Origin of the sequence: Paenibacillus sp. NPDC058177, assembly GCF_042883835.1 — a bacterium.
GTDB lineage: Bacteria > Bacillota > Bacilli > Paenibacillales > Paenibacillaceae > Paenibacillus_AQ > Paenibacillus_AQ agri.
Genome location: NZ_JBHVVB010000010.1, coordinates 102,291 through 122,779 on the forward strand (window position 1 = coordinate 102,291; position 20,489 = coordinate 122,779).

At 45.9% G+C, this 20,489-nt stretch carries 13 protein-coding genes; 6 read left to right on the top strand and 7 right to left on the bottom strand.

The genetic code is table 11. The annotated features are described in order from the left end of the window. The first annotated feature begins 143 nt into the window (after nt 1–143). Nucleotides 144–473, top strand: coding sequence for an antibiotic biosynthesis monooxygenase family protein (locus ACFVU8_RS27545; protein ID WP_066379639.1), 330 nt, complete (start codon nt 144–146; stop codon nt 471–473). A 167-nt stretch (nt 474–640) separates the two neighbouring features. Here the strand turns inward: ACFVU8_RS27545 and ACFVU8_RS27550 are convergent, their stop codons facing one another. Genes ACFVU8_RS27550 through ACFVU8_RS27560 form a run of 3 tightly spaced genes read right to left on the bottom strand, consistent with a single transcriptional unit; the run spans nt 641 to nt 4,702 of the window. Further along, a complete protein-coding gene (locus tag ACFVU8_RS27550) occupies nt 641–2,152 on the bottom strand; it encodes a sodium:solute symporter family protein (protein ID WP_175371612.1) in 1,512 nt (503 codons plus the stop codon). A 44-nt stretch (nt 2,153–2,196) separates the two neighbouring features. After that, nucleotides 2,197–2,949: an SDR family NAD(P)-dependent oxidoreductase gene (locus tag ACFVU8_RS27555; protein ID WP_387431646.1), complete on the bottom strand. Its 753-nt coding sequence runs from the start codon at nt 2,947–2,949 to the stop codon at nt 2,197–2,199. 25 nt (nt 2,950–2,974) lie between these two features. Then, a complete protein-coding gene (locus tag ACFVU8_RS27560) occupies nt 2,975–4,702 on the bottom strand; it encodes a methyl-accepting chemotaxis protein (RefSeq protein WP_387431648.1) in 1,728 nt (575 codons plus the stop codon). A gap of 262 nt (nt 4,703–4,964) precedes the next feature. On the opposite strand from ACFVU8_RS27560, the gene yaaA reads away from it, so the two are divergent. Both yaaA and ACFVU8_RS27570 read left to right on the top strand, forming a co-directional pair. Continuing rightward, nucleotides 4,965–5,717, top strand: a complete 753-nt coding sequence (gene yaaA / locus ACFVU8_RS27565) for a peroxide stress protein YaaA (RefSeq protein ID WP_387431651.1) — start codon at nt 4,965–4,967, stop codon at nt 5,715–5,717. A 138-nt stretch (nt 5,718–5,855) separates the two neighbouring features. Further along, on the top strand, nt 5,856–9,221 hold the full coding sequence (locus ACFVU8_RS27570; protein ID WP_387431653.1) for a HEAT repeat domain-containing protein: 3,366 nt from the start codon (nt 5,856–5,858) through the stop codon (nt 9,219–9,221). Nucleotides 9,222–9,330: 109 nt separating this feature from the next. Here ACFVU8_RS27570 and ACFVU8_RS27575 read toward each other — a convergent pair whose 3' ends face one another. Then, nucleotides 9,331–11,106, bottom strand: coding sequence for an ABC transporter ATP-binding protein (locus tag ACFVU8_RS27575; RefSeq protein ID WP_387431655.1), 1,776 nt, complete (start codon nt 11,104–11,106; stop codon nt 9,331–9,333). Further along, nucleotides 11,093–12,868, bottom strand: coding sequence for an ABC transporter ATP-binding protein (locus ACFVU8_RS27580; RefSeq protein WP_387431658.1), 1,776 nt, complete (start codon nt 12,866–12,868; stop codon nt 11,093–11,095). The genes ACFVU8_RS27575 and ACFVU8_RS27580 overlap by 14 nt, the downstream gene beginning before the upstream one ends. 260 nt (nt 12,869–13,128) lie before the next feature. Between ACFVU8_RS27580 and ACFVU8_RS27585 the strand changes: the two genes are divergently transcribed. Continuing rightward, nucleotides 13,129–13,830 carry an ABC transporter ATP-binding protein gene (locus ACFVU8_RS27585; protein WP_387431661.1) on the top strand — a complete coding sequence of 234 codons (702 nt, stop codon included), beginning with the start codon at nt 13,129–13,131 and terminating at the stop codon, nt 13,828–13,830. A gap of 13 nt (nt 13,831–13,843) precedes the next feature. Further along, nucleotides 13,844–16,327 (top strand): ABC transporter permease, encoded by a 2,484-nt coding sequence (locus ACFVU8_RS27590; protein WP_387431664.1) that lies wholly within the window; start codon nt 13,844–13,846, stop codon nt 16,325–16,327. A gap of 33 nt (nt 16,328–16,360) precedes the next feature. On the opposite strand, the gene ACFVU8_RS27595 is transcribed toward ACFVU8_RS27590, so the two are convergent. Then, nucleotides 16,361–17,353, bottom strand: a complete 993-nt coding sequence (locus ACFVU8_RS27595; protein WP_387431667.1) for a DUF4003 family protein — start codon at nt 17,351–17,353, stop codon at nt 16,361–16,363. A 227-nt stretch (nt 17,354–17,580) separates the two neighbouring features. Here ACFVU8_RS27595 and ACFVU8_RS27600 point away from each other — a divergent pair, with 227 nt between their 5' ends. Then, the gene (locus tag ACFVU8_RS27600; RefSeq protein ID WP_387431670.1) at nt 17,581–18,957 is read left to right on the top strand and encodes a hypothetical protein; all 1,377 of its coding nucleotides are present in this window, start codon (nt 17,581–17,583) and stop codon (nt 18,955–18,957) included. Between the two features lie 173 nt (nt 18,958–19,130). Here ACFVU8_RS27600 and ACFVU8_RS27605 read toward each other — a convergent pair whose 3' ends face one another. Continuing rightward, nucleotides 19,131–20,330, bottom strand: coding sequence for a DUF5780 domain-containing protein (locus ACFVU8_RS27605; protein WP_387431673.1), 1,200 nt, complete (start codon nt 20,328–20,330; stop codon nt 19,131–19,133). Nucleotides 20,331–20,489: the final 159 nt, after the last annotated feature.

The following is a 20,489-nucleotide window of genomic DNA, read 5'->3' on the forward strand; positions in this document are numbered from 1 at the left end:
CCACGGCCGCCAAGAGAGATTAATCGTTGAGATGTATTGTCGTAACGTAATGGGATATCCCAAGCATTTAAATCGTAAAGTGACGGGTCTTGCTCTAAAGATTAAGCTAATATTAAATCGATTATTTTGAGGAGATAAATAGGATGAGCGAGATTGCTAAAACACCGAAACCCCCTTATTATGCAGTCATTTTCACATCTAACCGAACGGAGGGCGATAACGGATATTCTGAGATGTCAGATGAAATGGAGAAACTCGCATCCGAGCAGCCAGGTTTTTTAGGTGTGGAAAGTGCCAGAGAAGGTGTAGGTATTACTGTATCTTATTGGGAGTCACTTGAGGACATACAACAATGGAAACAAAATGAAAGACATTTAGTCGCACAAAGACAGGGCCTTTCTGAATGGTATCAAACGTTTAAGACAAGAGTCTGTAAGGTTGAACGTGATTATGGATTTGAAAAGTCTAACTAAAGTTGGGTCTGCTCTATTCAAGCTTTGTAAGCGAAGCTCTCTCTCCAAAAGGTTGTCGTCGGGCCTAGAATTTTGTAATTAACCTAAAAGAAGGGCTGTCACCAGATCATGCAGATCCGGCAGACAGCCTTTCTTTAGTTGGATTGAGCGAAGATTACAGCTCTCCGTTAAGCCTTAGCGTGAGTACTAAAGCCTGAATTGATGTCATCCGTACCACTCACTTCATCCAGTGAAGCGTCCTTCTGTTTATTGAACATTTCGAGGACAGCAGGCGTCGCCGGGAAGATGAAGCTGAACAATACAATGGTAATGCCCGACAGAACCACACCGGAAATGCCCGGCATCATCCAGAGTTCGGTCACCAGACCAAAGAATCCAGTGGATTCGGTAGTCCATCCCGGTACCCCGGTGAAGGAAGTGATGATGTAGTAGAGCAGACCGACGGTGATGCTAGCCCACACGGCAATGGTGGAGACTCTCCGCCAGAATGGACCTAGAACGAGCGGCCAGAAGACCGTGACGAAGATGATATCCCATGCGAGGTAAGCCAGATCAATGATCTGCTGAAAGTTAATCGCCAGGATGAAGCCGATAACGGCACTAACCGCAATTCCGATCCGCGAGACGCGAAGCAGCTTTTTTGGTTCAGGGTTTGTATTGATGAAATCCAGATAAATGTTCTTAGTGAACACCCCGGAGGAAGCGACAAAGCAGGCGGCTAGCGTCGACATTCCCATGGCAGCCAGCGCAGTCAGGAAGATCGCAGAGACTAGCGGCGGGAAGTAACCTTGTGCGAAGGCCAGCATGAGGTTCTCCGGATTTTGGCTGCCTGGGTAAATGAATTTATAGGCTTCACCAAGCATGCCAGGAATCCAGCTAATTAGAATTACAATGACACCGGAGATGATCATCCCCCGCTGGGCAATCTTCGGATTCTTGGCTCCAGCTACCCGCTGCCCTAAGTCAGCCGCAGGAATATCACCGAAGGCCAGCACTAGATACAAGCTCCAGAATGTAGCGCCGCCTTTATTGAATAGTGTACTTACGTTCCACCAATCGGGATGGAAGATGTTGTCGTGGTACGAGTAAATCACTGCAACGGTAATCCCCAGGATTCCCACAATGGAGAGAAGGCCTTGGATGACTTCCGTATAAGCAACAGCCCATAGTCCGCCAATGATGGAATATAGCGCCGTCAGAAGCACGAACAACAGTGCAGCCGGAATAAAAGGAAGATCGAAGATCGCTTGGATGATGTAGGTTCCTCCGACCGTCAAAGCCCCCGCATTAAAGAAGCCGAAAGCGACGGTCATTACAGTTCCTGAGTAAGCACCTAGCTTCTTACTGGCATAGCGCAGGCCGTAATAGTCGGCAATGGTCCAGCCCTTCAATCTGCGCAGCGGCCGGGTCCAGATGAACGCTCCCAGTACCATACATGTTCCAAGTCCGGCCATCGTTGCTGTTCCTTCAAAGCCGCCGGTGGTATAACCGGACCCGATAGCGGCGAAGAAGAATGGTGCGGCCAGCATGGCAGCCAGGAGACTGCCGGCTACGACGTAGAGCGGCATGCTCCAGCCCGCTACGAGCAGGTCTTCTGCGGTTTTGATTTTTTGGTACCCTTTGAAGCCAATGTAATAAATAAACACCAAGTAAATGAGAAATACAATTATAGCTGTCATGTTGTTGCTCCTCCAGTGATTACCGATGAGATGACTTGAGAAAATTAGTTCATTACACTGCCACCATTGGCACCGAGCACTTGCCCTGTGTAGAAATTGGCATCATCGGAAGCCAGGAACAGAACAGACTTGGCGATTTCCTGCGGCTGTGCCAGACGCTTCAGCGGGTATTTCGCCGCTTCTTCCTCTTCGTAGCCTTCACCGAAGTCAGCTAAGATGTCGGTCAGTGTTCCGCCTGGAGCTACTGAGTTCACGTTAATGTGCGGGGCAAGTTCCCGTGCCAAAGCTTTGGTGAAAGAAGTAATTCCGCCTTTGGCCGCAGAATAATGCGTGAATTCTTCACAACCGAGACTCGCTAAGTCTGAGGAGATATTAATGATTTTGCCGGCTTGGTTATCCCACATGCGGCGGGCAGCTTCCCTTGCATTATAGAAAGTTCCATATAGATGTACTTTGATCATCCGGTCCCACTGCTCATCGGTCATTTCACGGACCGTTACAGCCTGGGCAATCCCCGCATTGTTCACGAGGATATGGAGTGTGCCGAACAGCCGGTCGAATGCATCGAACATCTCATGTACCTGGGTGGAATCACTGACATCCGCGTGGTGAATCTCGGCCTTAACTCCATATGACTCCGCTTCTTTTTTCACTTCAAGTGCTTCTTGATCATCGCCAATATAATTGATCATTACGTTCGTTCCTGCCTTGGCGAATTCGAGTGCCACTGCTTTTCCAATTCCTTTGCTTGCGCCTGTAATCAGCGCTTGCTTTCCTTTTAGCCCTGCATAACTCATCTATGATCGCTCCTGTCTATTTAAGTTAGACTTTGAATTGTTGAATTAATTCCTGAAGTGACTGCGAAGTAAGGCTTAAGGATTCGGTAGCTTGGGCTACTTCTTGGATGAATTGCAGCTGAAGCTCGGAGGAGCTGGAGACTTGGTCGGAGCTCTTGGCAATCTCACCCGAGACATTTCTAAGCTCTGTCATCGAAGCTGTAACCTCTTCAGAAGAGGCGGAAATTTGCTGGGAAGACGCAGAGATTTCTTGCATTTGCATAGATACGTTCTTGGTCGATTCGAGAATTTGATTGAAGGACTGAGATGCTTCTTTCATCAGTTCAAGGCCTCTATGAACTTCCTCTTGTCCCTCTTGGGCTATGATCTGGGACTGAGTGGTGCTCTGTGTAATACTTCCCAAATGTTCAGCAATTGTATTTGCAGAGCGGCCTGTTCTTTCAGCGAGCTTTCTAATTTCAGTAGCAACGACTGCAAATCCCCTGCCATGTTCACCCGCACGCGCAGCTTCAATAGAAGCATTGAGCGACAGCAGGTTCGTCTGTTCTGCCACATCGGTAATGAGATTTGTCATTTCATTAATCTCAATAATTTGGGAATTGAGTACTTGAATCACATCGGCAATACGGGTAACGGATTCTGTAATATTATTCATCTGATTCTGCAGCCTATCTAAGGAGTCATATCCGTTCTGAGCACTAGCAGCCATTTGTTCAGATTCCTCTGAAGCAGAAGAGGTGGATTCGGCAATACGCTGGATGCCGATCGCGGTCTCCTCCAGTACAGTTACAGTTTCTTCGGTAATTTTAGAATTCATGAGAGTCTTCTCAGCGATTTCTGTCATATCACTGTTCACTTTTACAGAGTAGGATTCCGTTTCCTGGGAACTAGCAGTGAGCTGCTGAGAGGAGGTAGCTACATGCTCTGAAGAGTCCTGGATATTCAAGATCAGAGTACGCAGGCTATGTTGCATTTTGACAATCGCCGTATTAAGCTGGCCAATCTCATCATTTGAATCGTAGCTTAGCGGACTGCTGCTTAGGTCTCCTTCGGCGATACGGTTAGACACATTTACAATAGATTTCAACGGTTTGAGTATCTTATTGATAGCGGCATAGATTACAAGAGCTATAATGATCAGACCAATAATTGTAATTAATAGCTGTTGGTTCCGAGCCTGGTTGGATAACTGATTTATGTAGTCGGCAGAATAGTCTATACCGATTACAGCAATAACTTTTCCATCCTGCTTAATAGGAGAGAATACGGTTCTCCATGTGCCGAACGGATCTTTGAATATATCAGTGACTTCGGATTTTCCGGTAGAGTATACCTTTTTAGCAGCATCTAAGTGGATGGGAGCAAGGTCGGCGAACAAAGCACCTGGCTTATAGATATCATTCAAATTGGAAGTGTACGCTTGAGTGGTCACTTGATCATTCTTTAAGCTCCAAATATAACTCCAGCTCATTACACCTTGATCTTTCTGTATTTGGTCAAGCTGTTTCTGTAGACTTGTGAAGTCAGGATTTCCTTCTCCGTTCTTGCTGAGTAGCTGACTAACCTGATCCGGATTAACCTGCATGCTGGTCAAGGTTCCTACACTAAGAAGCTCACTCTTCAAGTCATTCGAAAGATTGGTTTTAAGAATGTTTAAGCTGAAATAGGTGACTCCGGCAAAAATTAAGACAACCATGATAATTACAATCATGGATACCTTATACTTTAAAGATAAATTTCTAACTTTTTCCACGATTTCCTCTCCTTTTAAATGATTTCTCTCTGTTATGTAACGTTTCTCTTTTTAGTTATCGACATTAATCTTCCTAATAATTAGAAAGGTAGGTCTAAAGGTTGAAAATATCCCAGTATTCTTCTTGGAAGGAGAAAACAATAAGTATATTTAATATCTCCCTTACTGAACATAACTTGCAGCTCTCAATATGCCTACGAAGATTAAGTATGATACGATAAGATATATTTAAATTCCCCGTGGGGTAAGAAAAGGGAGCATCATGAGAATTATTATTTCGCCTGCCAAGAAGATGAAGCGGGACACGGATTTCTTGGATTGCCGCCAGATGCCGCAATTCATTAGCGAGTCACAGACTCTTTTGGCCTTATTACAAAAATTGAAATATGAAGAAGCCAAATCACTATGGAAATGCAATGATGCCATCGCCACGCTGAATGTGGAGCGGATTCGGGATATGGATATAACACAGAATCTGACACCGGCTATCTTTTCTTATGAGGGTATCCAGTACCAGTACATGGCACCTGGGGTACTTCAAATGGAGGAGCTCGAATATCTTCAGCAGCATTTACGAATATTGTCCGGGTTCTATGGGATTGTCCGGCCATTTGACGGGGTTGTACCGTACAGGCTGGAGATGCAGGCTAAGCTTAGCGGACCTGGTTTCAGCTCGATCTACGAGTTCTGGAACAGGAAGCTGGCGGATCAGTTATTTTCGGAGAGTGACATTATTCTGAATCTGGCCTCTAAGGAATACAGCAAGTGCATCTCCCCGTATGTTGGCGGAAACGTTCGAATGATTAGCTGTGTATTCGGGCAGGAAATTGGCGGTAAGGTGGTTGAGAGAGCGACTCTGGTCAAGATGGCTAGAGGTGAAATGGTACGCTTCATGGCCGAGCGGCAAATCACCTGTGTGGAGGATATCAAAGGCTTCGACGGGTTTGATTTCAGCTTTGATGATAAGCTGTCGGATGAGAATACGTATGTGTTTATACAAAAAAAGAATGAATAGAGTAAGTAGTACATTGAAGGTAATCTTGAAGGCGGCTCTACAGCCAGCTTCAGGGTTACCTTTATTTATAAAGGAAATGTATGGCAGAATAGAGAATAAAGTGTGGATGGAATAAGAACAGGCGTATTAGGAGGACTTATGATTTTTAAAAGAGATCCATTGGACAAACAGAGCTTACTTAAAGAATTGGATTCACTAGGCTATTCCGACAGACTTAAAAAAGTAGCGAAATTAGGCCGTGATCATCTTGGATCTGCCCAGTACTCCCAATTACTGTCCTCGTTGCTGGAGGATGGTGTTTATGAAGCACGTCTAGCGTTAATCGGTGCCATTGCAACACAGGATACCGCTATTGTTCTATCAGGACTGCGTCATCCCATGGCAAGTATCAGAAATACTGCTGCGGGTCTTTTGGCAAAAGTGGCTTCAGATGCTGATATTGAACGTGAGCTTCCCCATTTGTCGCATGATTGCCGCCGCAAGCTGCTGCACAGTATTTCACAGATTAACCGTCAGGAATTGGCGGAACGCTTATTGCCTGTAGTGTACGCCCGTTGGGGCGCGGAGGAGGCAGCAATTGTTCTGCAGGCCTGTAATACGGAAACGGTTAGTAAATGGCTTGCTGATATTGGATATGCCATAAAAGACTGGAAGAAATTATCCACCAGGCATCTTGACGTAGTTGCGGAATACTTTGTAACCTCTCTAGAAAGTACGCCACCGAGGGAAAAGGGAGCTGTCTGGTGGAGGTTCTCATCCGCTATGGAGCTCCTATGCAATCTAAAGGCGGATTTGGTGCTGGATTGTGCGATGAAGCATGGACCCGTGGGCAGCATACCTCCTGCGTTAAAAGAACAACTTGGCACGCTCGTACGCCAAAATCCTAACGAGGTGTATCAGTTGCTGACTCAGACGGAGTCGCGGAGTGATCTGACTACTTATGGTGTTCCTGAAGGGGTTCTAAAAAGAAAAAAATATTTATCCATCGATCAATGGATTGCGATAGCGAAATTACTCGCAGATCACCCTATGCATTTAGCGAAGCTGCTTCTTAATATGGCGCCTTCTAACCGCAAAGCCATTTTTGATGCCGTATATGAGGAAGATAAACGCCAAGAGCGTATTTTTCCGGAAAGCTTACTCTACGTATTACCGCATGCCTTGCGTGACAAGGAAGCCACCCGAATGCTGGGCCTTCGTGAAATCAAGGATGACCCGGATCGAACCCTCAGAATTACGGCTTGCCGATCCATTGTTCATTCAAGAGTGGAGCTTGAACAAGCAACACGGGTATCCAGCGCAGATCAACGCGGCACGGCGCTTATGCAGTTGATCAGAAGTACAGTTCTGTCGAGACAGGGTATGAATGAGACTTTGGTGTACCTGGGCCGGATTCGAAATGAGCAGGACCCTGTTCGGGGATATGTGTTTAAAGAGCTTTCGGAAAGTCCTGCGTCTGTGTTCACGGATGACCATGTCCAAGAGCTTACTTTGCTTGTTGATAGTGTTATAGATGCCAGAGATACTTCCTATGGTACGAAGTTTTCCGTTCAACAACTGGCCTTTGCTATTCTGCGGCATAATGTGATCCATCCTCACGGTGAGCTATTTAAGTTCTCTATGAATACGATCCAGAAACTTGCTAAACAGAATGGGCAGCTTTCACTCCCATCACTCGAGAAGAATTTCCCCCGGGGAGTAGAAGAGATTATCTTCGAAGAAATATATACATTAGCTGTACAAGCCAACGGGAGAGAAGACTACAATCTGGTGCTTAGCCTGGCTAGCTCATTCGGTAAAAGAGGCTATGGCATCATAAAACTTCAGAATCTGTTAAAGGAAGCAACGAGAGCAAAGGCAGATTCTACAGCTATACAAGCGGCCAGACATTGGCTCGCGCCACATCCAACGCGTGATGCCAGAGTTAAGGAATTATTGGCTTTGGATAAATCGTATATTACGATCCATGAAGTGTTTCAGCATCTGCATCTGAAGCGTCAAGAATGGCTCGATCCTTTTATTTCGGGGGCTGTTATTAAGGGCAAGTTCCTATCGGGTAAAACGATCTATCCTGTACCGGCTACGGACGGATTCTACAGGTGGCTGCCGCGTCAGCAACAAGCATTAAGCTCCTTATTAGAAAAAATAGCATTCGATGCGAAGCGCAACCTTTGGGAGCGTGCACGAGTGATTAAGATCATGGCAAGGATGCCTGATCTTGGCCCGGATAGGTTACTTGGGCTTGTACAGGATAAGGAAATAACTGTAGTAGAGGCTGCGCTTCATGCCCTTTCACTCATGGAAGAACCGGAGAAGACACTTCCCATTCTAATGGAGAATCTGGATGGGGATCGGGCCCGTGTTGCCATGTACTCGATACCTAGATGCATCCGCAGAGTGAATCCGGTGTTGCTGGTTTCTATGCTTAGGGAGCTGTTAGATCGGGACAAGCTGAAAATCACTGTAAGAAAAGAGGCCGTCCGGTTACTGGGAGCATATAGAAGCGAGGATAGCATTCCGCTATTGATGAACGAGTTCAAGAAACCAAATGCACACAAGGATGTAATCATAGCCATAGGGCATGCTGCGAAACAGCTTTTAGATGATGAACGTGCTTGGGATATTTTAAATGCAATGGCCTCTTCATCGGAAAGTGACATCGCAGGAAGTTTATTATCTCAACAGCCTAATGCTATTCCGCTAGACTATAGACCGCGCTATCTAGGGTTAATCATTGAAATTGCAAAGAACCAAGATGCGTTTATTAGCAGACATGCTTTCTTTTCTATGATGCGGTGGACCAATGGTAATGAAGGGGTTATTGCAGCTGCCACTGCTCGGGCTATTGCGGATTTAGAAGACAGCACCCGATGGGAATTTGCTATGAACACGCTGATAGAAACATGCCGCGATGGTGAGGTCAATGAGGTTGTAATCGATGTTTGTCAGAGACTGGCAGGTATGGCGATAAATAATGAATGGAATGCAACTATCAGAAGAGATTTGCCTCATCGGCAGCGTCTCCTGAAATTGGTTGATCAGTTGAACGCTTTACCAAAAATCACACGAATGCACTTGATACCTTTGTATACGGGTCTAATTGACTGTCTGTCATCTGATGAGACTTTACAGCAAGCTGTGATGAAATTGTATATAGCAGTAATAGACTGGAATAAGGCGGAGGAATCGGCAGCTTATCTGAATCGGATGATTAACTGTATCTCAGATCAGCCCCAGCTATTAAGCGATGCCTATAAGCAGGTCGCTCATAATTTAGAAGACAGTGTAGGGTACTGGAGTCCGGAGACTTTATTGGAAATTGTAGATGTGCTAGGGTCTGAAGGTAGTTACGAATCTCAGTATATTGGACTTTCGTTGCTTGAAGTTGCCGGAAGTGCGCTATTATGGAGTTCAGAGCCTGCAGAGCGTTTGAGGTTGTACAGAAATCACCCGAACATCGCGGTTCGCTCACTTGCGCTAAATGTTTGGACGGCGATAGATTGACCATCGAGAGTGGAACTATATTTTTCCAGGAAAATAGCACAAAAAAGCTCAGGCTGCAAATTAAGCCTGAGCTTTTTTGGTGCTTGTTCAATTAAGTGCCTGTCTTCAATTATGCTTCCATCTTCTGCGCCGTATAGAGCCGGTGATAGAGTCCCTGCTTTGCGATCAGCTCATCATGCGAGCCACTTTCTGCGATGCCTTTGCTTGACACATACATAATGCGGTCGCAGTTTTTTACGGTGGAGAGACGATGCGCGATAATGAACGAGGTACGGCCCTTGAGTAGCTCATTGAGGCCTTTTTGGAGCAAACGTTCAGTCTTGGCATCGATGGAAGAAGTAGCTTCATCCAGGATGAGAATACGCGGATCTGCCAAAAGTGTTCTCGCGAACGAAATGAGCTGCCGCTGTCCCTGAGACAGCTTGGAGCCGCGCTCGTTAACTTCTGTCATATAGCCTTGCTCAAATTCACGGATGAATTCATCCGCGCAAACGGCCTTTGCCGCGGCGATCACTTCTTCTTCGGTGGCATCAAGTTTACCGTAACGGATATTGTCCAGAATGGTACCGGAGAATATGAAGCTGTCCTGCAGCATGATCCCCATTTGGCTACGAAGGGATTTCAGTGTGATCTGCGAGATATCCTGGCCATCAATCAGAATCTTACCGCTTGAAATGTTATAAAAGCGTGAGATCAGATTGACGACTGTTGTTTTGCCTGCACCTGTTGGTCCTACTAGAGCGATGCTTTCTCCCGCTTTGACCGAGAAAGAAATATTCTCAAGGATGTTGAGCCCAGGGTCATAGGCGAAGGTCACATTGTCGAAAGTGACATGGCCCTGTACAGCTGGCAGTGTCTTCGCATTCGGAATATCGCTGACCGTAACCGGCTCATCCAGCGTTTCGAAGATACGCTCTAAGTAGGCAACGGCGTTGATAAAGTTATTGTACAGGTTCGAGAGGTTCAGAATGGGCTGCCAGAAACGGGCAGCGTAGCTACTCATCGCTAGAATGACGCCAAGCGTTATGTTTTGCGGACTAAGTGTCAACAGACCCACTAGAAAAATCAGTGCTGTAACGATCGTAGACAAGTTGTCTACTGAGAACGGAATCAGCATGTTGTAACGTAGAGCCTTCATCCATTCCGTACGGAAATTGCCAGCCAGACGCGTGAAGATCCCCTCATTGCGCTGTTCGCGGGAGAACATCTGCGTTACACCAATGCCGCTGATGCTCTCTTGTAAATACGCGTTCAGATTGGAGCTTTTATTAGACACAGCCTGCCATGCCCGGCGCTGCCGGGTTTTGATCAGCATCATGATGCCGAAGAACACAGGTAACCCTGCCAGGATGACGAACGATAGGCGCACATCGACGGCGAACATGAAGGCAGCGATAAAGAGCAGGTTCACAATTTCCAGAATAAAGTTGATAATACCGTTGGACAACACATCTGAAACTGAATTGACGTAATTCACGACCCGTATAAGGATCTTACCCTGCGGCCGGTCGTCGTAATATTTGAAGGGCAAATCCTGCAAGTGCTTAAACAAATCGGTGCGGATATCGAAAATAATATCCTGCCCGACACTTGTCATGATGCGTGATCGGACGGTTGCCAGATAGACGCTGACCACGATGGTCACAAGCGTCAGGGCAGACCAGCCAAACAGCGCAAGTTTGTTTTTTGCCGGGATGGTCACGTCGACGACATGCTGCATGATCAGCGGAGCCGAGAGTGAGATGCCGGCTGAAAGAGCGCTGAGTATAAACGCTACAATCATAGGTGTTTTCTTTCGTTTGATGTATACCATCGCACGCCGGAAGTGTTTTATGTTGAACGGCGATTCCAAATTCTCATCGACGTCGAATTTATTCCGTGCCACTTTCGCTCACCTGCCTTCCAATACCCTCGTTCTGCAGTTTAAATACATCGTAATAGTAGCCACGTTTCGCCAGCAGTTCGGCGTGTGTACCTTCTTCAATCAGCTTCCCACCATCCACAATGAGGATACGGTCAGCCTGCGCAGTAGTAGACACCCGCTGCGCGATAATAATCTTCGTACAAGGATAATCGAGCTCGCGTAGACTTTTCTGAATATGTTCCTCCGTCTCCAGATCGACAGCAGAGGTCGTATCATCGAGAATCAGGATTGGACGGCGGACCGCCAAGGCCCGTGCCAGTGCAATACGCTGCTTTTGTCCTCCAGACAATCCGACTCCGCGTTCCCCAACAACGGTATCGTAACCTTCAGGCATTTTGGTAATGAAGTCGTGTGCGGCTGCGAGTTCGGCATAACCTTTCGCATCCTCTTCCGGAAGATCAGGATCGCCATAGGCGATATTTCCGTCGATGGTATCGGAGAACAAGAGTACATCTTGGGTCGCCATGCCGATATTACCGCGGAGTTCATCCAGCTCCAGCTCTCGAACATCGATATCGTCTACCAGCACACGTCCTTCGAATACATCGTAGAAGCGAGGGATCAAGTTGATGATTGTTGTTTTGCCTGATCCCGTCGAGCCCATGATTGCAATGGTTTCTCCCGGTTCAACGGTAAAGCTAACATCGTCTAACACGAGAGCGCTATCATATTTGAAGCGGACATGATCGAACACAATGCGGCCTTCATAACGGCGTTTCTCTATGGATGTATGCTCGTTGACAATATTGGGCTTAGCATAATAGACATCGACGATTTTGGACAAGCTCGCGAAAAAGCGCTGAATATCGTTGATAATAATGCCGATGTTGCGCATAGGGTTAGATACGGCCCATATGAGCGAAGAGAAGGCTGTGAATTCACCAAAGGTGATCCGGCCATCCATAAGGAAGTATCCACCGGCTAACATTAGGACTACGTTGAAGCCTTGCGCGAAGGATTCCAAATAAGGAAAATAATCAAGCCATACGAGGGCGGCCTTTTTGTTCGCCGTGGAATAGTTGACATTCTTCTCCGTGAATTTTTGGATCTCGAACTCCTCGCGGGCAAAAGCTTTAACTACACGGTTGCCTGAAATATTCTCCTGAGTAGTCGTGTTAAGCTGGGACAGTCGCTCGCGCAGGTCGATATACATGGGACGGACGCGTTTGGCGAATATGTAAGCCACGATAAAGATCGGCGGTGACAGGATCAGCATCCACAACGTCAGCTGCGTATCTATTGTGAAAAAATAGATAACGGCAGCAATGAAGATTGTTAACGATTCGATGATCGTCTTGAAAATCCATGCCATGGAGTGCCTTACCATGTCCAGATCACCAGTCATCTTGGTCATAAGATCACCTGTGCGGTTATGGTCGTAATATTCCCTGTCTTGCCCCTGGATCTTGTTGTACAGATAAATACGGATGTTGTACATCATGTTTTGCGAGGACTTTTCATACTGCATGGTCGTAAAATAAGCGAGCCCTGTACGCAGTAGAGAAAATCCAATCATGCCCAGGCAGAGCATTATCAATAGTTGCCGTTCTTGTGTAAGATTCTGCAGCGCGTTGTCACCAGCTATAAACGTATCGACAATGCGTTGACTGATGTATGGGTTCACGATCGTGAGACTGGAGCCCACCACCGAGAGGCAGAGCGCCATAATATAACGCGTCCGGTTTCCCTTTAAGTTCTGCCATAGCCATTTAAGTTCGAACATCTGATCACCTGTTTCTGATTGTTCTCTCACCCTTGCCTGAAAAGAGTGGCTAAATCAAAGTGATTATAACATTATCAAACGCCCAAGTATCGATTACGGAAATATTTTTCTTGTTACAATCGATGGAACTTTTTAAGAAGATCGTTTGTTCCTTGGTTTATAAGGTGATGCTACAATGACAGCGTTCTTTTCCATAACGAGCATTGGATAGATAGTGAAGAAGACAGGGCTTGGTTCGGCCAGAGACAGGAGGATGAGGGATGGGCTTTATTACAGTAAATGGGGAATACAAACGTTACAAGATGGGTGAGACTGTGATTGTCGCCAACGACGGGATTGATTTTGAGATTAATAAGGGGGAATTTGCGGTCATTGTCGGTCCAAGTGGTGCAGGCAAATCGACCGTGCTTAATATTCTTGGCGGAATGGATTCTGCTGACGAGGGCCAGGTCATGGTGGACGGTACGGATATTGCCAAATATAGTGCCAAGGAGCTGACAGGCTACCGCCGTATGGATGTGGGTTTTGTATTTCAGTTCTACAATTTGGTGCCCAATCTGACCACGCTGGAGAATGTCGAACTGGCGTCCCAGATTTCCCCGCGTGCCTTGGATGCACGTAAGGTGCTGGAGGATGTGGGACTGGGGGAGCGGCTTGATAATTTCCCGGCTCAATTGTCCGGCGGTGAGCAGCAGCGTGTCGCCATTGCCAGAGCGTTGGCCAAACAGCCGAAGCTGCTGCTCTGCGATGAACCAACAGGCGCGCTAGACTACAACACCGGCAAGCAGGTACTGAAGTTGTTGCAGGATACTTGCCGCAATACCGGGACTACGGTCATCGTGATCACACATAACCTGGCGATTACGCCAATAGCAGACAGGATCATTGAGATCAATAACGCTAAGGTACGGAAAATGGTTACCAATCCTTCGCCGGTATCCGTTGACGATATCGAATGGTAGGGAGAAGAAACGGATGAACAAACGCGCGTTGTGGAGTGATATTTTTCGTGAAATTTGGCGCACCAAGGCCCGTTTTATTTCGATTTTTGCAATCATTATGCTGGGCGTCAGTTTTTTTGCCGGGGTCAAGGCGACTGGGCCGGATATGCTGGATACAGCCGAAACGTTTTACCGGAAGCTGCGACTAATGGATCTAAAGGTGCAGACTACCTACGGACTGACTGAAGACAACATAAAGCTGCTAAGTAATGTGCCAAGGGTCGATGTGGTCCAGCCAGGTTACAGTGTGGATGTGCTCACCGGCGACAAAGCTTTAATACTTAAAGTCTACTCATACGACACCGAGAAACCGTTAAATCAGTACCATATTATTAAAGGACATCTTCCCAAGCATTCGGGAGAAATTGTACTAGATGACCGGCTTGATGGTGAATATGGGTTAGGGGACAAGATTACGTTCACGGGAAACGGTAAGGATGCAGAACTGTCCAACAACTTCGGGGGACTGGATTATACCGTAGTGGGTTTTGTCCGGAGCCCCCAGTTTATCGAGAAGAAGAGCCGGGGAACCAGCGGGATCGGCAAAGGTAAGGTAGACGCGTTTGCAGCCATCCCGGAGGCAGACTTCAAGCTGCCGGTGTATACAGAAGCGTATCTGTCCTTCACAGATACCTCCGCGTTGAAGGTCTATACGCCAAAGTATGAGGCGCTGATGAAGCAGCATACCAAGGATGTAGAACAGGCGCTGTCCGCCGGGCTGGCTTCCGCGAAGAAGGATTTGGCCAAAGGGGAGAGGAAGCTTGCAGAACTGGCGCTGCCCAAGATCTATGTCACTGACCGGAACGATAATCCGGGGTATGCCGAATATAAAGACAATGCTGACCGGTTGTCGGCGATTGCGAGTGCGTTTCCGGTGTTCTTTTTCTTGATTGCAGCACTGGTCAGCCTCACGACGATAACGCGAATGGTGGAGGAGCAGCGCTTACAGATTGGTACTCTTAAGGCGCTTGGGTATGGTAACCGTGACATTATAGCTAAATTCCTCGTCTATGGTACGCTTGCCAGTCTGGCGGGTTCAGTTGTGGGGCTCGCGTTGGGTTTTACCTTGTTCCCGACATTTATTTATAATGCGTATAGTTCGCTCTATAACCTCCCGGATATTATCAAAAGGTTCTATCCTGCGTATTCCATCATCTCCATCCTAGTGGCGTTAATATGTACTACTTTGACGGCCTGGATTGCTTCCCGTGTAGTGCTGCGCAGCAATGCTTCCATTTTGATGCGTCCGAAGGCGCCGAAGAACGGGCAGCGGATTGTACTGGAGAGGTTCTTTTTTGTCTGGAAACGGCTGAGCTTTGTCCAAAAGGTAACCGCACGGAATCTGTTCCGCTACAAGCAGCGGATGTTCATGACTGTGTTCGGCGTGGCCGGCTGCACGGCGCTGATCCTGACTGGATTTGGTCTAAAGGACTCGCTCGGCAGCATCTCGGGACGGCAATTCGGGGCAATTATGAAATATGATGTCCTTGTAGCTCTGCATGCGGATGCGTCCCCTGATGTAGTGGATGCCTATAAGAAGTTGATCACTGACGAATCTGCCATAACCGGTACGCTTGAAGTGGCACAGGAAACGATGACCGCGCGGGCCAAAGGGATAAATGATCAGGATGTGAATCTGTTCATTCCTGTATCCGTTGATTCTTTGGCACAATTTGTGGAGCTGAGGGATCGATTAAGTGGAGAAAGGCGGAAGCTTACGGACAAGGGTGCTATCGTCTCGGAAAAGCTGGCTAAACTGTACGGGCTTGAGCCTGGTGGCTACTTGACCGTGGTGAACAAGGAGAACGAAACGTTCAAAATACAGATCGCGGGGATCACAGAGAACTATGTGATGCACTATGTGTATATGACCCCAGCGTATTTTTCTTCCGTATTCGGGAAGGAGCCCGTGTTTAACACAGAACTTCTGAACTATACCGTGCAGGAAAAAGCCTCAGAGGATACATTCGGCGAGAAGCTAACGGATAGTGAGCGTGTTGCTGCCGTTAGCTTCTCCAGCAGCTTAGGCACTGCCTTCGACGATATCATGAAAAGTATGAACGTTGTGACCTGGGTGCTCATTGTGTCGGCAGCGGCACTGGCTTTTGTCGTTCTCTACAATTTGAGCAATATTAATGTGTCCGAGCGGCTCCGGGAGCTGGCTACGATCAAGGTGCTGGGTTTTTATGATAAGGAGATAACGATGTACATTTATCGGGAAAATATTTTGCTGAGCGTAATTGGTATCGTGGCTGGGTCGGGTCTCGGTATCCTGTTACACAGCTTCGTGCTGAAGACGGCCGAGCTAGATGCAACCTTGTTCGTTCCGATCATCAAATGGCCCAGTTATATTTATGCCGCACTCTTAACGCTGTTGTTCTCGGTCATTATCATGGCTTTCATGCATGTCAAGCTCAAGCGGATTCATATGATTGAGGCGTTGAAGTCGGTGGAATAGAACAGTCCATACCTTCCTTCCCGTCAATCCATTTTAATCTGAAGAGGAGGAAGCTACTGCGGCAGCTGAGGCAGCTGTAGCCCCGGCTATAGCTGCCTGTTGTGCAATCACAATATTGGTAATGCTGGTGGTGAGCATCGTGGTGATCATGCCATTTCGCACATCATCCACATATTTGAAGGCCAGCAGCGAGGCGGAGAGCAGCAGCAATTCCTGCTTGCTGATGGACCAGCTGCCGAGGCCTTTTTGGGTACGCAGAAATTCGTATGTCTCTGAGACATCCGTAACGATGTCCTCTCTGTTGCTGGGAAGCAAAGAGAGCACACCAAGCGAAGAAAGGGTATATTCCTTGTCCAGACGGATCCCCTGTGCACGGAAGTCATCGCGTAAAGCAAGAACACGGGCCGCTGCCTCTGGGGCTTCTCCTCCAAGAATCAGGACCTGCGTCAGGGCTTGCACACTGTTCCCCGATAAAAACTCAGGTTTAAGCGTAGAATAGAGTTGCTCCATACGATCGATACCTTTTTCAATGTCGATATCGGAGAGACCGAGCATGGCAGCAAAGATATAATCATCCTGTCCGGTAAGGAAACGGTGCTTCGCCTTCATACTGTCGTAAAATTGCTTTGCGCGTTCTACCGTACGGGGATATTGATCCGATGTCGCATGGGCAGCGATCTGATAGGCGGAAATGACGAGATAATCAGAGGCTCTAAATTTGACTTCCTTCATTAACTCATACACGGTCAGTGTGTTTGTGAGTTGTTTTTCTTGATCAGCAGAAAGAGAGAGCAGAGCAGCTATGCTGATAATCGAATTACCCCTGAAAGCAGAGAACCATCCGGTATTCTCTTTAATAAGTTCATAGCTTGCGCGGATCGCTTCATCATCGGCAATTTTGTTCTCTGCCGTGTATAGCAATGCCGCCAAACGGTTAACCATTACATTTTGCCAGGCGAACGCTTTTTTCAACTTCAGCGCGTTTTCTGCGAACAATTCAAGCTTAGCTGTGTACTGCTCCTTCATTAGATACACTCCTCACCTGTACTATGCTTTATTTGATACACCCTTCCAAGATCCGTTGATGTATATTCATTTTACCAGATCATCTTACATTTTTATCCTTTATTTTACGCTATGAAAGCGAGAGAAATGATTTACAAAAAAATTGCAAGCGACTATGATATTTCTATGCTTACTAATTTCCTTTTTTATCTATTTCATGGGGTCAGAGGGGACAAATGGAGGTCTAAATGAAGAAGCATGACAAAGTCATATCCATCATTTTTGTACTGATAATGGCGGGTATGGCTATTTTCTGGGCAGATTCAAATCATAGTTGGACAGTGCTGGGCACTGTTGCAACAGTTGTCTGTTTCGCACTATTCGTATTATTGGGTCTGCGCACGATACCTGTTTTATCAGAATATATTCTGACCAGCAAGCAACCGGAAGAGATGCGAGTCCATAGAATCGAACCCGGGAGAAAACAGACTTGGTTGAAGATTATTGGCTGGATGTTAATTAGCCGTGCGCTTCTCCTGATCATTGGTTATGTTTTTCTGATCATACAGAATGGTTATTCCGGAGGTCTCTTCAGTAAGGTGATGGAGACATGGCACATATCGGGGATCGATGCTGCTTCCTATCTTGGTATTGCGGAGAACTGGTATGTGACAGAGGGAGATGCTAAATTTCACCTCGTATTTTTCCCCTTTTTACCCAATCTGATAAAAGTGGTTGAGATATTTACCGGGAGTTATCTTGCGGCAGGATTTGTTATCTCTATCCTCAGCTCGATCGTTGCAGCTCTGTTTGCTTATGAACTTGCCCGAATAGATATGTCGCAAAGAAATGCTCTACGAGTTGTAAAGTATATTTTTATATTTCCAGCAGCATTCTTTTTCCTCATTCCTATGACGGAATCGTTATTTTTGGCACTTTCTCTGATGTGTATCTATTTTGTGCGGAAAAAGCAGTGGCTCATCGGATGCTTGTGCGGGGCACTGGCAGCCTATACGCGTTCTCCGGGGATACTTCTGGCAGTACCGGTCGCTATTGAATTCGTTCGGGAGTTGCTAGGTACATATAAAGTTGTAAATAGAAGGGCATGGATAAGCAGACTTGTTGGTGCGTTTGCCTGTCTCTTCATTATATCGCTGGGGCTGCTAGCCTATCTTTATATTAATTATGAGGTTACAGGTAACGCGTTTCAGTACAGCATCTATCAAAAAGAACATTGGTTCCAAAAGCTCTATTTCTTCTTCGATACGGTAAGATATCAGACGGAATATGCTGTTCGTACTTTTATTGAGGGAGATAGCCGTAATTTTCTTGGATTATGGTTGCCCAATTTGTTGACTATATTCTCCGCTCTGATCGTAATATATATGGCTGCGAAGAAACTGAATCCGGCATATACAGCGTATTTTATCGTGTATTTTGCGTTTGTGGTTGCTCCTACTTGGTTGTTATCCGCTCCGCGCTACTTTATCGTTGTGTTCCCGCTAGCTTTTGCAGCCGTAGCGCTCACAGAGGAGAAATCTAAGGATGCTGCGCTTACGGCAGTATCTGTTATCGGTGGTTTGCTATATCTCGCATTGTTTGTAGCGGGGTATCCTGTGTATTGATAGGTTCTAAGCGGCGATCTGCTGTCAGTAGTTCTATCGGTGACCGGTCGCCGGGTGTTATGGAAGTGTTGGTCATTAAGCGTGTAAAATAAAATGCGTTGACAGAGAAGACCTCTCTCGCCAACGCATTTTATTTTATAGTATGAGTGGGATGGGATTTCGAAGGATAGTTATCAATTTAAGGGCTTTTCTTGATGCTCCTCAATCCAATACGGATAATACTCGTTCTCCCATGTTGTACCGTCATAGTATTCTACACTTTTTACACAGGCAAGCACAGTTATTATACCATGGGTGCTGTCGAGGCCCCAGCCTTTTCCTGAACCGAAGGTAGCCTTTGGTACAATGTTTACATTTTGAGCGAGTCCTACAAATTCTAAGGAACTATCTCCATATTCTCGTTTAATCTTTATAGGAAGCCCGTTATTATCAAAGCCCAGCATAGAAACATCCATGTTTTTAACCACTTTATTGGTGTTATTCCGTGTTATGACTTGAATCATATCAGGATATAGCGATTTGTAGGTATCATCTTGAACGATTATAGATGTTTTCTCTACAGTTACCTCTTGATTTTTTTTGGCTTGTTCCATTTTCTCTTTGCGTTGGAGGGCTAGTTGTTCTTCATTTTGTTTTTCATAGACTGTTTTTTTAGCCATCAAATCAGAATCAGTAGACATGATGAATAATCCTTCATTTATAACTTTGATAGCTTCATCATACTTATGATCTGTTGCGAGTTTTTGAGCATCATCTAAAATAGATGTTTTATAGGTAGAAAAAGTATCCTTAATTAAGGTTTGGGCCTTCGAATAGTTAGCTTCGTCAACCTTGCTGACCTTCTTTAATTCCGTTAGGGCATTTTTCACATCGTTATTTCTCAGGAGTTCTTCTCCGGTCTTAAAGGCCGTTCTTGAACCATTCAATTTATCTATATCCGATTGAGCAGTTCTCACTTCCGAATTCAAAAGATTCGTTTTCTTAATGATTTCCAGTTGGTTTAAAGCAGTGTTATAATCGATCTTTTCGTCAGTATAATCTTTTTTAATTTGTTCTAAGCTGGTTTGAAGATAGATTTCGACTTCTGATTCCTTTTCTAAATCGCCTTTGATTTTGTTTTCATAAACTTCTATCGCATTTCCGTATTTATTATCTTTAATAGCATTCTTGAATGCATTCACAGGTCTGTTGTTTAAGGTCAAGAATATCAAGGCAATAATGATCAAAGCTCCAATAATACTACTGCTTAAAATCCACGTTTTTTTGTTTTTTTTCCTTCCAGAAGCTCTACTCATAGTCCTGGCTCCACAATTGTTACAGAATAGGCTATCCTCGGGCAGCTCAGTGTTACACTTGCTACAAAGCATGTTCATTCCCCTTTTATTTTACTTGCCTGTTTAAGTTCTTCTTCAATCTTTTAGTGAATAATGTCGAATTAGGTCTTAAGTTGTAGGCATATAATACCATTATACTTAAATAAACAAAATCATCCAATTAATTTTAGCGAATTCTCTTTAAAATAAGACACAAAT

Bases quoted from the DNA above. Each gene is read 5' to 3' on its own strand.
- ACFVU8_RS27590 (WP_387431664.1), top strand. From the start codon at position 13,844: ATGAACAAACGCGCGTTGTGGAGTGATATTTTTCGTGAAATTTGGCGC.
- ACFVU8_RS27585 (WP_387431661.1), top strand. From the start codon at position 13,129: ATGGGCTTTATTACAGTAAATGGGGAATACAAACGTTACAAGATGGGT.
- ACFVU8_RS27595 (WP_387431667.1), bottom strand. From the start codon at position 17,353: ATGAAGGAGCAGTACACAGCTAAGCTTGAATTGTTCGCAGAAAACGCG.
- ACFVU8_RS27545 (WP_066379639.1), top strand. From the start codon at position 144: ATGAGCGAGATTGCTAAAACACCGAAACCCCCTTATTATGCAGTCATT.
- ACFVU8_RS27555 (WP_387431646.1), bottom strand. From the start codon at position 2,949: ATGAGTTATGCAGGGCTAAAAGGAAAGCAAGCGCTGATTACAGGCGCA.
- ACFVU8_RS27600 (WP_387431670.1), top strand. From the start codon at position 17,581: ATGAAGAAGCATGACAAAGTCATATCCATCATTTTTGTACTGATAATG.
- ACFVU8_RS27580 (WP_387431658.1), bottom strand. From the start codon at position 12,868: ATGTTCGAACTTAAATGGCTATGGCAGAACTTAAAGGGAAACCGGACG.
- yaaA (WP_387431651.1), top strand. From the start codon at position 4,965: ATGAGAATTATTATTTCGCCTGCCAAGAAGATGAAGCGGGACACGGAT.
- ACFVU8_RS27570 (WP_387431653.1), top strand. From the start codon at position 5,856: ATGATTTTTAAAAGAGATCCATTGGACAAACAGAGCTTACTTAAAGAA.
- ACFVU8_RS27605 (WP_387431673.1), bottom strand. From the start codon at position 20,330: ATGAACATGCTTTGTAGCAAGTGTAACACTGAGCTGCCCGAGGATAGC.
- ACFVU8_RS27550 (WP_175371612.1), bottom strand. From the start codon at position 2,152: ATGACAGCTATAATTGTATTTCTCATTTACTTGGTGTTTATTTATTAC.